This is a genomic window from Thermogutta sp. (assembly GCF_039793925.1).
Lineage (GTDB): Bacteria > Planctomycetota > Planctomycetia > Pirellulales > Thermoguttaceae > Thermogutta.
This window is the reverse complement of sequence record NZ_JBAMME010000294.1, coordinates 54164-69606: the sequence shown is the minus strand read 5'-3', so window position 1 is coordinate 69606 and position 15443 is coordinate 54164. Positions and strand designations below refer to the sequence as shown.

The window sequence follows — 15443 nt, the reverse complement described above, 5'->3', positions numbered from 1 at the left end:
ATCAGGCACTACCGTCCCCGACCGCTTCCACTGCTGGGGGCAAATCCGCGATTCCCCGACGACGAGAAGCCACCACGATTGCCGAACGGTGTGAAGCCGCCAAACGGCATGCCGCCGAACGGCATGCCGCCGAACCCGCGGAATCCCCCAAACGGAAACCCACCTTGAGATCCACGATTGGACGAAGAGGGAGTTGATGTGCTCGTGGTGGTGGGCGCTCCGCGACTGGAGCTTCCTCCCCGGATTTGGACGCCGCTTCCGAGCAAGGCAGAAAGGGCGGCACTGACCGATTCCGCGCTGGTTCTATGGAGAGTCACCACCTCCGTGGTCTCCTCGGAGTCGGTCATGGCCTTTTGATCGAGTTGTTCCACAAGTTGCCGAACTTCATTGAGAAGTCTTTCGGGTGCGGACACGATCAGCGAGTTCGTCCGCGTATCCACGCCAATCGACATTTTTTCCTGTTCCTGCTGCGGCTGTGTGCGTCCTCCCGATCCTCCCCGACCGCCCCGAAGGAGCTGGATGATTTCCTGCGGACTAGGTGGGCGGTTGGCGCCTGCCGCTGTGACCAGACGGTCCTGGTACACGGTGCGCAGAATTTGCGCAATCTCTTCAGCCTGAGTGTTCTTTACTGGAATGATCACTGTTTTCGGTTGGACGGCGACATCCTGCGGACTATCCGGTTGATCCAGGACACGCAAAATCTCCTCGATCAACTGCAGGTCCTGGGGGTAGCCCTGGACGATTAGGGCATTAAGTCTTGAATCCGGGGTGACCTGAACGCGGGCGGTCGTCCGTGAGCTGCTGGTCGACGAACTGCTCGAAGTACCCGTATCGGCTCCGAGAAGGCTTCCGACCAGACCTCCGCCTATTTCTCCGAAGGCAGCCCGGGCAATTTCGCCAATAAGCGAGCCGCCTGTGGAACCACTCGTAGTGAGCGTTCCTCCCCCCAGAATCTGATCAAGGGTGGAAGCGACCACTTCTGCCTTCGAATGTTTCAGATAATACACCACAAGTTCAGGGGTCGTCTGTTGGGCGGCAGCCGCCTGATTACTCACCATCCTCCGCACTAGGTCTTCGAATTGGTTGAGCGCCTCGGGATCCTGACTGGCAATGACCAGACCTTCAGGCGTCACCGCAACGATGATGGGCGGGGCGCCGGAGCCTGGTTGAGAACCAGCCGCGTCAGCACCAGATGGACCGGATGGTGTTGCGGGCGCGGCTTGGAGCGCGGAACTGGCCGGCGGGCTCTTCGCCGGCACCGAGGGCGGTGCAGCAGAATCAGGTGACTGAGCGGTTCCGGTCGCGCTCTGCCCCTCGGAGGGTGAAGACGCCGGTCTTGCCGATTCTTCTCCTGCCTGAGCAGCTTGTGCAGGCTGAGCACTTGATTCTGCCGCTTGAGGAGTCTCGGTTTCCTCGACGAAGGCCACTAATTGAATTCTCACCATGGGGGATGACGAACCGAGGCCTGCGAAAGTCTGGCTCATTTCATCCTCAGTGAGAATTTCGTCTTCTTCTTGCGGTCCTTCCCAAAAAGTAGATCGTGACCAGTCCCGATTTCTCTGCCGCTCTTCCCCCCGATCACCGCCTTCACCACGATCTCGATTCCAATCGCCTCGTCGCTCGAAGAAACCGCCTGGCGGGCCCCATCCCCAAGGACGGAAAAATGGCGGTTGACCACCCGGTTGACCAGGCGCTGGGCCACCCGGTTGTGGTTGCGAAGACGGCGTGCTGCTCCCGGACGAACTGGGACTTGCAGATTGGGTGGTGGTGCTGCTCGAACTGGAAGTCCTACCACTGTTCAAGCCAAGCACTAAACGCCGGGCCGGTACTGCGGCTAAGGGAAGCGGTATCCGCGTCGATTCGATTCCATTAGATTGGTTTCCCTCACTACCGGTATTTGCGCCTGATGAAGACCCCTGTGACGGGCTGCTGTTGGATTCCGAAGGAACTACCGACCGAATGATATGCAGTCGATTTCCGCGAAATTGCGGCCAGACATTTTGGACTTGCTCCAGTACAGCCCGAGCCGTGGCCGCGTCCATAGGTATCGTTCGCATCAGATTGACCGTGCCCGGCGGACCATCCGCGCTCGGTTCCCCCATTTTGATCAACAGTTGTTTAATCTGTTCAATTTGAGCCTTTGTCCCCCGGACCAGCAGCATTCGCGTGGTCATGTCGGCGTCTACAGTAGGAGCATTGGCAGCAGGAGATTCGGCACTACCCCCGAAAAGTTTGTTGATCGCCAGCACGGCGAGTTGCGGATCGACCACTCGAAGGGGAATAACCTCCACCTGACCTACTTCTCCCTGCATTTGCTGAAGTGTTGCCCGAATCGTGGCGTGTTGTGCCGGTCGAGCCCAAGCTACGAGCGCCCCCGTTTTTGGATCGATCGCGATTCGCACGTCCGGCATTCCGGCAAGGAGGGTTTGCAGTACCTGAAGCACCATCTGCGGATCCGCCGAGGTGATGGGATACACTTCCAGTTGTGGCGTGCTTTCCAACCGGCTTGCCGGGCTCTCGGAGCTCGGATCCAGCGCTTTGAGCACCTCTGCGAAGCGGTCCAATGACTCGGGCGTACCTGTTACCAGGATCCGGCTGCCGCTGGGATCGAGCGCGAATCGCAGAGAACCATCTGGTGTGGCTGTTTGGTCGGGCGGAATTTGAAACATCTGACGGATGATGCTCAAAACCTGATCAACCGTGTAAGGATTGATCTTGAAGGTTCGCACCGTTCCTGTGGAGGCATCTGGGTTCTCAATCGCATCGATCATTCGCCGGATCGTTTTTAATCGGCCGGCTGTCTCTGTGACAAGAATTTGTCGAGCTTTTGCCAGGACAACCACCGAACCCTGGGGCCCGAGCAGTTTCTTCACCTCCTGCTCGGCTTCCTCCGGCGTCATTTTACGGAGCTGGAACAGGCAGCTTACCATCTCGTAATCACCCCGGGAGTCCAGTTCTTCCGGCGTTACGCGATCGACGAGATTAGACGGAACGCCATCTTCGATATTGAGGAGCATGAGCATCCGCTCCCGTCGGATGAGGACGTATCCTTTTGTCAGAAGCACGCTATTCAGCAGATCAATGGCCTCGGCCGGGGTAAATTCATGATCGTCGACATAGTTGAAGGTTCCCGGCGGCGGAGCATCCATGACAAGCGACAAACCCGCCTGTTGGGCAAGCCACTCCAGCACGTCTTTCCAAGGCTGGTAGCGAAAGTTAAAGCGCAACTTCACATCCCGCGGTGGCAATTGCGGGAACTGGCTCTCCTGCGTCGCCGAAGGTGGCTGGGTTGCTGGACGAGCAACCTGGATCTGCGTGTCAGCCTGTGGGGCGGTCGGCGCTCCAGGCGATGGCGGCGAGGGAGCCGGCACAGGGGGGGGTACCTCGGGGGTCGTGTTGGGGCCACTTGGAGTGGGTGCGGCTGAATGGTCCTCAGTTTGGGAAGGTTGCCTTGCTGGTTGCGAGGGGGAGGCTTGATTCGTCAGTGGCGCGCTGACTGATGGCGGAGGTGAACTTCCGGGACTGCCCTCCGATTCGGCAGGCGGAGAGACGACTGTCCCTTGTGGAGTGGGCTGGGTAGGTAGCGTCGGAGCCGGGGTCGGCGAGGCCGCTGCCTCGCCCGGGGGCGATGCGGGCTGTGTGCCAGGTGCCGGAGCGGGCGTGCCTTCCAGGAGTTGGGGCGGTCCCTCGGACTGGGACGCCTCGCTTGCTGGGGGCGCTACCGGCGCGGAGCCCTCAGCATGCATTTCGGCGGGATGTTCTCCTCCGCTTGCCGCCGGTGGCGGGTTCTCAGAGGTGGACGCAACCACAGGCTGTGCTGGGGATGGCGATTGGTCTTGGTCTTCCGTTGACTTTGACACGGGCTCTGAGGTACTGGGTTCGGACTTCACAAGTTCTCCCATCAGCATGGCTCGCAGCGTTTTACGCTGGTTATCGCTGAGCAGCCCGATTGCCGGGTTTTCAGACGCACCTACTGCCTTCGCGCTGGCCGATCGCTCCGCCACTGCCTTTGCAAGCGCTGCTTTTTGCTCTTCGGTAAGGCCCAGTTTTTGTGCGATGACCGGGTCGGTAAAAAACTTTTCGCCCAATCGCTTCATGCGGATCTGTTCGAGTTTTGCCCGTTGCTGCGTGCTCAACAGGGCGAGTCCCCGGTCCTCGATTCCCCGGCGGAATTCCGCAAGTTTAGCGTTCCGCTCCTGAGGAGAGAGGTCTTTCAACTCGGAAAGCGTGGTGAGGATTTCAGCTTCTGCATTGTTGATGAGGTCGTTCAATTGCTTGAGCTGATTTTCGGTGAGCCCAATTTCCTTTGCCACGTCAGGTTCCACCGCATAAGCGAGTGCCCCCACCACCTCATACTCGGCCGCGAAAATAGAAGGAGCCGGGCTGCACACAAGTACCAGAAGCAACCCGATGCACGCGGCCATCCACCTGGGTAAGGCCCCACCGCATACCCGCCATAACAACTCAGCGATCTGCATCGCTATCTCCCCGACCCTGCAAAGTATACCAGCCGAAAGCCCGGCCAATTTTCGACAAGAGCAGCGCACCTCTTCGAAAGCTGCCTCCCCTTTCCATGATACACAGCTTGTCAGCGGAATTTGCCACAAAAATCCCCTCGAGGTGCGCACAATTTCCCTTTTGTCATGTCATCCCATAACTGTAAACATCCTTGCACCGAGAAAGTTTCGAAAAAGTGGTCAGACTACCGCGCAGATGGCCGAGCCTGCACCGATCGGCCCCGAATAACCCCGCCATATTGGGGGAGTGGTTTCGAGATGGGATCCAGTTCCCTGGAAAGCGCCCGCATTAAAATCAGAATTCGAGACGCTCAAAATGCCGCATGCCCACGTAAAGTGCGACGGCCATGGCGGCCAGAGTTACGCCCCCGGCCAGCAGCGGACCATAAGTGAGCCACGCTACCAGTAGCGGGTTGAGCGAAATTCTCGCGGTTACCGTGGGCAGCAAGAAGGAACTCTCCGCAATCATGCGGATGTGGACCGGGAGTCCTGCCAGCACGAGGATTACAACAATAAACACCGTGCTGAGAACGAGATTGACCGTCCCTCCAAAGCCGGAGGCAATGCGAGCGGCGGAAAATGCACGAAAATTGGGGAACCGGGCTCCCAGCCCTACGGCGATGCCTGTCAGGCCAAGGCAGCACAGGAACATCGCCCATTGGTGAGCGAGCAGCACGTACGGCTCCACATTGAGCATGGCATCACTGAGAAGCACGAGCAAAGCACAGGGGAGCGGGCAGAGAACGAGAGCAAATCCGAGTTTGCTCCACAGAATTGCCCGCCGCGAAATGGGCATCAGCCCCAGCACCCAAAAGCGCGGCCCTTCCAGACTGATCAGTGGGAAAACAAACCGTGTGGTGAATGTCGTCAGCAAGAGGGCCACCACAGCAACGTTGAGAAAGCTCACAAGATTCACCCACGCGAAATAAAACTGCTCATAATAAAAGCGTCGCAAGTTAAGGAAGTAAAAAACCAGAAGTCCAACGAACACCAGCAACTGCGACCACTGCACCGGATCCCGACGGAAAAGGCGGATGTCCTTCAGAATGAGCTGCCGGGCAAATGCGGGAATCCCGCGGAATTCTTCAAGAATCACTCGGTCGAACAGGTTCCGGCGTCTGATAGCGCGCTTTTCCAGACGAGATGCTAAAGCCAGGTAGGCGGGCTGGTAGATTTTCCCGGCCAACTGGACACAACACCATTGAAGAAAAAGTGCGTTCGCCAGGATAAGGAGGAAAAACATCACACCGTCTCTATAATTGCCGGCCGCCATCGCCAACAGACCGGTAGCCAGCCACCAACTGGGGAGCAGCCGAAATTGCGTGATACTCAGTCTATCAAGAGTTCTTTCGAGCCACTGTACATTCAAAAATTGATTGCGTGGAAGCCAACTGATCCACTGAAAGAATGCGAGCAGTCCGAGGATCGCCAGTAGGATGCCCACCACGACGAGCATCCGTCCCAGCTTGGGAATAAAACGGGCCAGGAGCAGACAGACGAAGGCCCCTCCTGCCGCTGGGATATAGACAAAACTCACAAGATAGGGCAGCAGCGCTACATAGAACGGCCAGTTCGCTTCCACGACTTGGGCATACCCCAAAAGAAGTGGAGTGGACAGGATGATAAATGCCCAACTGCTAAGTAAGACGGTCTCCGCAAATTTGGTCAGGAAGATGCGTTCGATGCGCACAGGCTGCGTCATCAGGAAGGCAGTGTCTGGAGCGCGAAATAATCCGCCGTGCAGCAGGATGGCCCCCGAGATCATCAGCATGATCGTGAGAGCCATGAAGAATGTGCCAAACACGTACCGCACCGTCTGTTCGACCAGGTCGGCGTAAGGGATCGTGGTTTCGAGGAATTGAAATCCCTCCGCAAAAAGCCCCAACAACCCCAGCCAGAGTCCACCACCCAAAATAACGACCAGCCACACTCGAAACCATGCCTGAGTTAAGGTCTGTCTGACCAGCGTCCGTGCTGTCAAGAACAGGACGTTGCGGAACAACGCCGCTTCCAGTCGAGGCGATATAAGGGTTACTGGGGTTTCCCGTGAATTCTCCGCGGGGCGGATTCCCTCTGCCAGCGGTGCCAATCGATCCTCAGAAACACTCACGCCACCCATCAGCAACAGCCCTCACTGCTGGTCTAGAAGTGTCTTGGTTGCGAGAAGAGTGCCCTCGTTTGGGGACTCGCCCAATTGCCGATTCACTTCGTTTGGGGAATCGCCGTTATCCTCTCGGGATGTAGTACCGTGACGCGGGTTACCGACTCCCGACGGCGTCATGTGGACGTCGCCCCCCGACGTGTGGATCTCCGGCGATGAAGGAGAATTGGTGTTCTGTTGCTCTTCCGCCGTGAGCTGGAGAAATATTTCTTCCAACGAAGCGTGGTCGCTGGCGCGGGCTGAGCGCAGCTCTTCGACTGTCCCAACGAAAATCAATTTACCATGGTGGATGATTCCGATTCGATCGGCAATTTCTTCGGCGATGCTCAAGGTGTGTGTGGACATGAACACGGCCGTGCCCACCGCCGCTCGCTCACGGAGCAGGTCTTTCACCAGCTTGGTGCTTCGGGGATCGAGCCCCACTGTGGGTTCGTCGAGTACGATGACTTTAGGATCGTGAAGGACGGCGGCCGCGAATACCACTCTTTGGCGCATGCCATGGGAATATGTCTCGGTGAGCTCGTCCAGAAAATCGCCCATTTCAAAACGTGCCACTTCTCGCTCGATTCGCGCTGAGAGTTCGCGGCGCGATAATCCGCGGAGTTGTCCTACGAACTCGAGGAATTCCCGGCCTGTCAGTTTGTCGTAGAGATAGGGTTGGTCTGGCACATAACCGATGCACTGGGCCGCCAGCCGATCCCGCCCGGTCGTGTCATAACCGCAGACCGAAACCCGGCCCTCGGTGGGATGAAGGAGACCGACCAGCATCCGAATAGTGGTGGTTTTGCCCGCGCCGTTGGGTCCTAAAAAAGCAAACACCTCTCCAGGGGGGATGTGGAGGTCGAGCTGCGAGACGGCGAGTTTGTTCCCGTAGCGCTTGCTGACATTCCAGAAGTCAATCATGTGATCTGCCTTCCTCCGCAGCTTGTGCTTTTTCCAATCGCTGGGCCAGTGTCCTGGCCTGAGCGTCACCCAGTCGGACGAGAACCAGATAGCTATCGCCCACCTTTGCTTCTTGTTGAAGGACTCTTCCCGAGGGTTCCACCCATAACCGGCCCCGCGGTGGAGCGTGAGTGCTCACGGTTTGGGCCGGGTCATTGCGATAAACCACCAACCAGCACGGCCGGCGGTTTCCTTCCCAAACGATCAAGTCACGCCCTTCCACTTTGGCGTGGATAACGTCAATGGGCTTTCCCGAGACAGCCTGATGGGGCAAGGGGACAGGGCTGTAAATCTCAACCGTCCATTGCTGCCCCTCCCGCAAACCCGGGAGGCTTGCTTGGGGTGAGAAAGAGTCCGTGAGAATCGCGTCGTTTCGAAAGGGAAGTTCCGTGGTATACATGAAACTGCCACTTTGCAGTACCAATTGAATCTGGCCTTTATCTACCGTACCACGCACGATCGCCAGAGACTCGGTGGCCCCGGGGGTTCGCAGGCGCGTTTGGAATGAGGAGAGCCGTTTGAGAGGGTCGAAGAAAAGGGTGGTCTCAACCTCCAACCGCATCTTGAGACCAGTGGTTGATCCCCCCAAAGCCTGCCAAACGACCGGGAAAATCTCGTGAAGAGGCAATTCCCGGAAGTGTACCAGATGACGCAATTCGGTCACCTGCTCGTCGGAAACGGTGGTCTTGCTGATGGCCCAGCCAATTTCTCGCTCTCTCCACAGGATTTTCCACCCCACCAGTCGATCCTGCTGATACGCGTCCACAATCTCCTGCGATTTCGGTGGGGATCCCAGGAGAAGACTCGGGAGCATCTTATCGTGGATAAGCCAGCCCATGGTGGCCAGCCAGAAGCCGACCACCACAAACGCATACCATCGACTGAAAATCATACAGTGCCAAATCTCCCCCAGAAGAAGTCTTACCGGCTTACCATCCCTCTAATGATTTTACCAATGCGGACGTGGAAAGCATACGCGAGAACTCCTGTCCCCCTGCGCGGAGGCATCCATGGTGTCACCAAGCAAACTTGCGAAGACACCGAAAAACTGTCAGGCGGGATCCCGTCCTCTTTGCAGCCAGGAACTGCTCGCATATGCAGAATTCAGGCAGCTCCGAATTGGCGCGGCTGGCCATCTGGGTGTAAATGGGAAATAGGAGAGCTGTCGTGATGGCATCAGGGCGTCACGGGGACGCTGGTGGGTTCTAGCAACAAAGAGCAGTCTCATGGCAAGCACCATCGATTCGGTGGCCGTGGTAACAGGGGGTGGGAGCGGAATTGGTCTGGCCATCGCCGAAGGCCTGGCTGGGGAGGGCTTTCGAGTGGCTATTCTGGGACGCAATCCCGCTCGGCTGGAAAATGCCGTGAAGAATTCCCGGTTTGCAGATCGGCTTACGGCATTTCCGTGTGACGTGGTGGATCGACACCGGGTCAACACAACATTCGCCACAATCCGCGAGCAACTGGGGGCACCCAAGGTTCTGGTGAATTCCGCGGGGATCAATGTCGTCAACCGAAGTATGGCGGTCCTTTCTCCGGAAGATTGGGATCGCATTCTCGCCGTTCATGCAACAGGGACGTTCAACTGCATGCATGCGGTCCTGCCGACGATGCGCGAACAGGGAGACGGACTGATCATCAACATTTCGTCCATCGCTGGAAAACGCGCCCTGGAGCTGGCTGGTCCCGCCTATTGCGCGGGCAAGTTTGCAATGACCGCACTAGGTATGGCTGCTGGGCTCGAGGAACGACACAACGGAATTCGCATCACGAACATCTATCCCGGTGAAGTGAATACACCCATTTTGGAACAGCGTCCGACACCTGTGCCGGAGGAACAGCGCCAACGCATGTTGCAACCGGAAGATGTGGCCCAGGTGGTCCTCGCAATTGTGCGTTTGCCACCGCGTGCCCATGTTTGGGAAGTGGTCCTAACTCCGCTGTACCAGGCTTATGCATAATCTGCGTCGTTTCGCTGGAAAAAGTAGATAGCCTCGCAAAACCGGTGCGGTCTGAAGGATGATGGCTACTTTGAGGTGCCCTATTTGCGGCAAACAATTCGATCCGGAGACCACGGACGCGATGCCGTTTTGCAGTCGCCGCTGCAAACTCATCGACCTCCGTCGCTGGCTCGATGAGGAGTACGGATTGCCAATGCCACGCGACGCCGATGAAGACGAGGAAGATGAGTGGAAGGTTCCCGAGGACGAGGAATAAACGAAGCATTGAGACACTCAACGGCTCGATTCCTGCAAAGTGGTCGCCAGATTTACGGTGAGCCATCGGTCCCAGCTACCGGGAGTTGAATGAGCCTGGCCAACCAAACCCCCTGGCAGGAAATCTCACTGATCACCGCCCGTTGGCGAATTTCCTCGGGAATCTGATCAAGATCTGCTCGGCGATGATAAATGACTATCCACCTGGAGTTTTTGGGTGGTGTCTTCGCCCCTGCTGGCCAGCCTACCACGACCATCTCTTTCTCCGCCAGGGAAGGTGAGCCGAGGAGGATTCCGGCTGCCTGATAGGGGGCCAGACTCGGTCCAAAGACCAGCGTTTCCCCCTTCTCGGCACGGTGAGCGACAGCGGCCAGCAAGGGTTCCGTGAGGGCGTCGCCCCAGTAGTTCACCTCGAATCCCAGCCGCTCAGCCCCAGCCAGCCCGCCAACAAGCAAGTTGTAATAGCTTAACCAAACTGGTCTGAACGACACCACGCCAACGGCCTGAAGCGCGAGCAGGCTGCCCAATAGAAAGGAGGGGCCGTAAGGTGGGGATAGCCGTTTTACCCGGGAAATCCATTCCCAGACGACCTGTGTGCCCCGGCCGACCAGCAAGGCCCACATAGAGTACACCGGAAGGAAAAGTCGCACGCCGTCATAGACGGGGACCCTCGGACCCGTGAAAATGGCGAGGAAAAAAACCATCGTGCCCAAAAAAAGGAAATCCGCAGCATCCATCCGGGGCGCGGGGGTTAAGGTGTTCCTTTGAGACGAGCGCGACGACCAATGTGAGAAGATCGCGATTCCACCCGCGAGGAGTAAACCAACCGGCATCGTGGCAAGAAACATCACCCAGACGTAATGTCTAGGAACGAGGCTGTCCTCCCACACCCGGCCGAGGTAGAAAACGTGGATGGGGGTCCGCTGGGTGCTTGTGGATACGTATAGCCTGACGTGTTGCAATGTGTCGAACCATAACCACGGCCAGCCGATGTAGAAGATCAAAAGTCCACTGGCCAGCCAGCAAAAGGCAGGGACAATGCCCTTGGAGCGTCGTCGCCAGAATATCCAGAGCAGAATGGGTGGGCTGCAGAGCAGTCCGTGGAAACGCGTCAATAGGGCAAGGCCCCAAACAGAACCCGCCAACGCAAACGCCCACCATCGCCCGCTTCGCTCTGCCACAACCACAGCCAGAACCGTAGCCGTGCACATCAGTACCGTGATGGCATCAAGGGCCGCCAAATGAGCGTGACCAAACAGTCGGGGCATAAGAACGAGAGAGCAACCGGCCGCAAGCCCCCCAATAAGCCCGTAGCGGTAAATTCCCGCCCAACACACGAGAAACACCAGGACGCCGAAACACACAGCGGTACCGAACCGGGCCGGGGTAATGGCTAGCTGAGAAAGCTCCTGCGGAGCCGGATCAAACATCCAGTGGAACCATCCGAGGATCCAGTTTCCCAGGGGTGGATGGACCGGAGGACCGTCCGGCGACCACGCAAAAGTCTGCCGGATACAGTCCCGGGCAAAGAAGTGTACTCCATTTCGGAGCAGCGAACTGACCAGCCGCTTGCCATAACCCACATGATAAAGTTCATCGCAGGTGACGCCCGGTCCTCCCCGCTCGACCGCCACATCGTGGAGGGTCAGTACGGTAATGCCAAGAGCCACCGCGAGTGCAGCGGCCACTCTGGTGTACGACGGGACGGCAGAAGACGGGGGCGACATGGACGGAGTGCAACTCCTAGAAATTCAAAATGCCGAAAACGCACTACCCACGGATCTCTTCAATGCCAAACGGCAAATTAGATCGCGGCTTTTGGCACAAATCGGGGTTCAATTCTTTAAACAGAAGACTCGGCTGAATGTCCTGGTTGTCCTGGTACTTGTCGCTTTTGTATTCCTCGTACTCGCCTTTGATCTCGTGATAAAAGATTTGGCAAATCGGGACGCCTGGGTATACCCGAACCGGCTGGATTGCAAACATTTCGAGCGTCCAGTACCCGCGAAAACCCACGTCCCCGAAACCTGCGGTCACGTGAACAAAAAGCCCCAGACGGCCCACCGAGGAGCGGCCCTCAATCATCGGCACATACCCGTAAGTTTCGGTCCGCTCTACCGTTCGACCGAGGTAAAGCTGGTGCGGCGTCAGTACCAGCCCTTCTTCTGGGATGATGAGCCGCCGGACTCGATTGGGTTTCCGCATGTCGAGGACCACTTCCTCGTAGATCATCAGCTCGTTATGAAGGGTTAAATCGTAGCTGTTAGAATTCAACCGTGCGGGATTGAACGGTTCGATGATGATCTTCTTGCCCAGTTGTGCCAAAATTTCTTTTCCAGAAAGGATCATAAGGTCTCCTCAATCAGCCTGTGCTCAGAAAAATGGCCTTGATACTCCGAGCAATGTCAGCAGCCAATCGAATGCTCTCTGAAAGGCCAACCCGATGCAACCTTAGAACACTGATTTTCAGGTCTTTCGACGGCTTCGGGAAGTGGCCCGTTTTCCCTTCCCGGAACCCGTGGAGGGGGCCTTTTGCCCTGTAGTCTTCGTGCTTCCTTCCACGCCGATTTTGGGACAGAAACTATTCATTGGGCACTCGCTGCACCGGGGCTTTTTTGCGGTACAGTATTTTCGACCGTGTTTGATCATCCGATGACTGAAAGGAATCCACTGATCCTGGGGAACAAGACGCATGAGGTCCTGTTCAATCTTGTCCGGGTCTTTCTCTGTGGTGAGCCCCAGTCGCTGGCTGATCCGCGCAACGTGGGTGTCCACGACCACGCCTGAAGAGATGCCGTACGCAGTTCCCAAGACGACGTTGGCGGTTTTTCTTCCCACCCCGGGCAGCGTCACCAGATCGTCCATCGACGGTGGAACTTTCCCCCCATATTTGTCTTCTAGAATCCGGCAGCATTCCTGAATGTTCCGTGCCTTGTTCCGGTAAAAGCCGGTGCTCTGGATATCCTTTTCCAGTTCATTCAACGGGACGGTTGCATAGTCTCGGGCTGTGCGATACTTTTTGAAAAGATCTTTTGTCACCTGATTAACGCGCTCATCCGTACACTGCGCGGAGAGAATTGTCGCCACCAACAGCTCTAAAGGATTGGTAAAATTGAGCGAGCAGGAGGCGTCCGGAAACTCCTTCTCGAGCACTTCCAAAACTTGCCGAATGCGCTGCGTGGGACGACCAGCCATTGCTATCCTGGATCTCCTTCGCTTGAACGCTCTGAATTTGAGAGTTATCACGAGCAGGGGATCTGACCTTGCGAGAATGCGCCGACTGAATTTTGACATTGTCCCCCAGACTTTACCGTTGTCAAGCGAGTTTACTGACGGATTTTGTTTTTCGTGCTGCTGGAATACAGGTGGGCACTGCCATCAATTGGAACGCGCCCTTTTTGGTTTCGGACTCCGGGAGTCGGACCCTCAGGAGGTAGCCACACAGTTAGAAATTCGATTTCGGCACCGGGCGATTCTCGAGGACAATGACGTATGGGTCACCAAGGCCTTTTCTGGATTGGCGTGAAACTCTTCAACGAGGGGGAATTCTTCGAGGCGCACGAGCTCTGGGAAGAAATCTGGCGGGAAAGCGAGGAGCCGGATCGATCGTTTTATCAAGGATTGATTCAGATCGCGGTTGCCCTGGCGCACCTGGAACGCGGAAACGTGATCGGATTCCATCGCCTCATTGATCGTGCAGAAGAACACTTGGCCGAGTTTCCGCCAGCATTTGGTGGTATCCGGCTAGCGGAACTTCGACGCCAGGTCACCGAGTTGGCCCAGTGGGTGGCGGCAGTGGAAAGGAACCCCCAGCCTCAGCCAGAAGAGGATCGGTGTCGGCCAAATAATGGAATGGATGACAACAAACTATCGATACTCTCCCTGATGTCGGGGGTAAAGATAACGATCGAAGAGGAGGCACCGGATCAAACGTGACTCGATTCGAATGCCACCCTTGTCGGCGTGTGCTGTCGCTAAACATTAAAGATACAATTGTCGCGCGATATAAATTATGTAGAGATGCTTAGATCAGGTTCATCTTCTGGACGTGGCGAACCTCGGTAGAACTCCATGCCGCGCTTGAGTCAAAATTTTTCCAGGGGAGTCAGGGGGAGGCCGGCTATGGCCGGGGTCGTGGCCTGGCTTGTGTCCGAAGCGATACGGGCCGAGCCTTAACCCCGGGGCTTGCATTGGAAACTACTTTTGGGCATATTGAAAAAAGTGAGGTCGGAAAGACCGGCGCTCATGGTGTTGACAAATCCCGCCGATATTTTATAAAATAAACACGTCCGGGGTGGGGGTACATTTATCCATCGCCCTCATTGAGTCCAGTATTTGGCCTGTGATCGGTTTGGGTCGCCCAATCGGGCTTGCCAAGGCGGCGAGTGTCGAGATTATCCTACCGTAGTTATCCGCCTTGTCTGTAGTTCCGTCGATATAAGGCAGCTCCGCACAGGCGAACAATCCTTTCTTGCAAAGACTCGGCAGGCAGACCGTTTCGTTAGAGGAAAGTCTGCTCGACCGAGGTCGATCACATGGCATTGTGAGGGCTCATAAAAAAGTCCTGGCGAAAAAACCCGGCGTGGGAACCATCCCACTAAAGGGTAGGCCAACTCAGTTTTGGGGTAATCGCTTAATTTGCACTCAGGTATCTCGTAGCCAAGTCGGTTATCTTGCATCGGGTGTTTGTTTGGTGGTTCCTTGGAGTGAACCTAGAAAGAGAGGTGTCCCATGCGAAACGTATTTGATGCCATCAGTGAGTTCGGTCACGATGAGGATTTCGATCCTGTTCCGACCGAAGAATTCGTTCCCACCGATGCTCCCGCGGGTTCTCGGGCTAAATTGGAAGTGCTGGCGGAGCGTGTCCGGAAAGGCCTTCCGCTCTGGCATCCCCTGGATCGGAGTGACTACAGTGGCCTGACCGGCGCTGTAGAGCCGCGCGACTGAGAGTTGTATTTTTTTCGCGTGCTGCCCGAGAGCCCGCCGAGTCCTGTTCCGTCCACGGTGTCGCTTTCGAACCGGCCGGACAGACGTTGCTCGGCGGGTTTATTTTTTCTTGTCAGGCTAATTAGAGTGGGACGGTTGGGAGGAGACTCACGGATGCGCCGTATTTTCCGAAGGCTCGATTAGAGATTGGGATCCGATCGGCGCCCGAACTAGCAGATAGCGCTCTCCGGCTGCGTTGTAAAAAAGCACCTCGTGTTTCTCAAGATCCCAGATGGCCATGACTTTCATGAGCCGTGGGCCGTGCAGGCAGAAAAGGGCCGCGCAGGGAGCCCCTTTGCGAAAAAAGTAGCTCTCCTGCATGGGGAAAACCCCTGGCTCCAGTTGGTTGGTCTCACACAAGGTTTGATAGACAAACTGTCGAACTTGCTCAGGAATATGTGGCAAATCCTGGAAAGATTGACGGGGCGCAATCATGGGGTGCTGACCTGATGCTGTAAGGCAGGATTGTGTAGAAACTCAGGTTCCACTGCCCGATTGGTCGGAAGTCGTGATATGACAGTTATCGACCATTCTGCTGAATCGTCTTTCACCCAGCCGGGATGGGGAGCCTTACGGTGTTTGCGCGAAATGGATAAGGTATTCTCGTTGCGCAAACTCAAC

Annotated in this window: 12 protein-coding genes; 4 read left to right on the top strand and 8 right to left on the bottom strand. The window is 56.6% G+C overall.

Features of this window, described 5'->3' with window-relative positions; all coding sequences use genetic code 11:
* Window positions 1–8: 8 nt before the first annotated feature.
* From ABJK56_RS15450 to ABJK56_RS15435, 4 genes are all read right to left on the bottom strand, one after another.
* Window positions 9–4478, bottom strand: a complete 4470-nt coding sequence (locus ABJK56_RS15450) for a secretin N-terminal domain-containing protein (protein ID WP_347245570.1) — start codon at window positions 4476–4478, stop codon at window positions 9–11.
* Between the two features lie 334 nt (window positions 4479–4812).
* The gene (locus ABJK56_RS15445; RefSeq protein WP_347245569.1) at window positions 4813–6636 is read right to left on the bottom strand and encodes a hypothetical protein; all 1824 of its coding nucleotides are present in this window, start codon (window positions 6634–6636) and stop codon (window positions 4813–4815) included.
* A gap of 12 nt (window positions 6637–6648) precedes the next feature.
* Window positions 6649–7581 carry an ABC transporter ATP-binding protein gene (locus ABJK56_RS15440; RefSeq protein ID WP_347245568.1) on the bottom strand — a complete coding sequence of 311 codons (933 nt, stop codon included), beginning with the start codon at window positions 7579–7581 and terminating at the stop codon, window positions 6649–6651.
* On the bottom strand, window positions 7574–8512 hold the full coding sequence (locus tag ABJK56_RS15435) for a hypothetical protein (RefSeq protein ID WP_347245567.1): 939 nt from the start codon (window positions 8510–8512) through the stop codon (window positions 7574–7576). The genes ABJK56_RS15440 and ABJK56_RS15435 overlap by 8 nt, the downstream gene beginning before the upstream one ends.
* 334 nt (window positions 8513–8846) lie before the next feature.
* Between ABJK56_RS15435 and ABJK56_RS15430 the strand changes: the two genes are divergently transcribed.
* Complete coding sequence (locus ABJK56_RS15430; RefSeq protein ID WP_347245566.1) at window positions 8847–9581, top strand: SDR family oxidoreductase; 735 nt, start codon at window positions 8847–8849, stop codon at window positions 9579–9581.
* A 61-nt stretch (window positions 9582–9642) separates the two neighbouring features.
* Entirely contained in the window at window positions 9643–9837 is a 195-nt protein-coding gene (gene yacG, locus ABJK56_RS15425) for a DNA gyrase inhibitor YacG (protein WP_347245565.1), read from the top strand.
* Window positions 9838–9889: 52 nt separating this feature from the next.
* Here yacG and ABJK56_RS15420 read toward each other — a convergent pair whose 3' ends face one another.
* The 3 genes from ABJK56_RS15420 to nth form a co-directional block, all read right to left on the bottom strand.
* On the bottom strand, window positions 9890–11563 hold the full coding sequence (locus ABJK56_RS15420; RefSeq protein WP_347245564.1) for a glycosyltransferase family 39 protein: 1674 nt from the start codon (window positions 11561–11563) through the stop codon (window positions 9890–9892).
* Window positions 11564–11606: 43 nt separating this feature from the next.
* Window positions 11607–12185, bottom strand: coding sequence for a dCTP deaminase (gene dcd, locus ABJK56_RS15415; protein WP_347245563.1), 579 nt, complete (start codon window positions 12183–12185; stop codon window positions 11607–11609).
* A gap of 117 nt (window positions 12186–12302) precedes the next feature.
* On the bottom strand, window positions 12303–13031 hold the full coding sequence (gene nth / locus ABJK56_RS15410) for an endonuclease III (RefSeq protein WP_347245562.1): 729 nt from the start codon (window positions 13029–13031) through the stop codon (window positions 12303–12305).
* Between the two features lie 297 nt (window positions 13032–13328).
* On the opposite strand from nth, the gene ABJK56_RS15405 reads away from it, so the two are divergent.
* Together ABJK56_RS15405 and ABJK56_RS15400 are read left to right on the top strand one after the other, a co-directional pair.
* Window positions 13329–13772 (top strand): DUF309 domain-containing protein, encoded by a 444-nt coding sequence (locus tag ABJK56_RS15405; RefSeq protein WP_347245561.1) that lies wholly within the window; start codon window positions 13329–13331, stop codon window positions 13770–13772.
* Window positions 13773–14567: 795 nt separating this feature from the next.
* A complete protein-coding gene (locus tag ABJK56_RS15400) occupies window positions 14568–14783 on the top strand; it encodes a hypothetical protein (RefSeq protein ID WP_095416063.1) in 216 nt (71 codons plus the stop codon).
* Between the two features lie 147 nt (window positions 14784–14930).
* Here ABJK56_RS15400 and ABJK56_RS15395 read toward each other — a convergent pair whose 3' ends face one another.
* A complete protein-coding gene (locus ABJK56_RS15395) occupies window positions 14931–15257 on the bottom strand; it encodes a hypothetical protein (RefSeq protein ID WP_347245560.1) in 327 nt (108 codons plus the stop codon).
* Window positions 15258–15443: the final 186 nt, after the last annotated feature.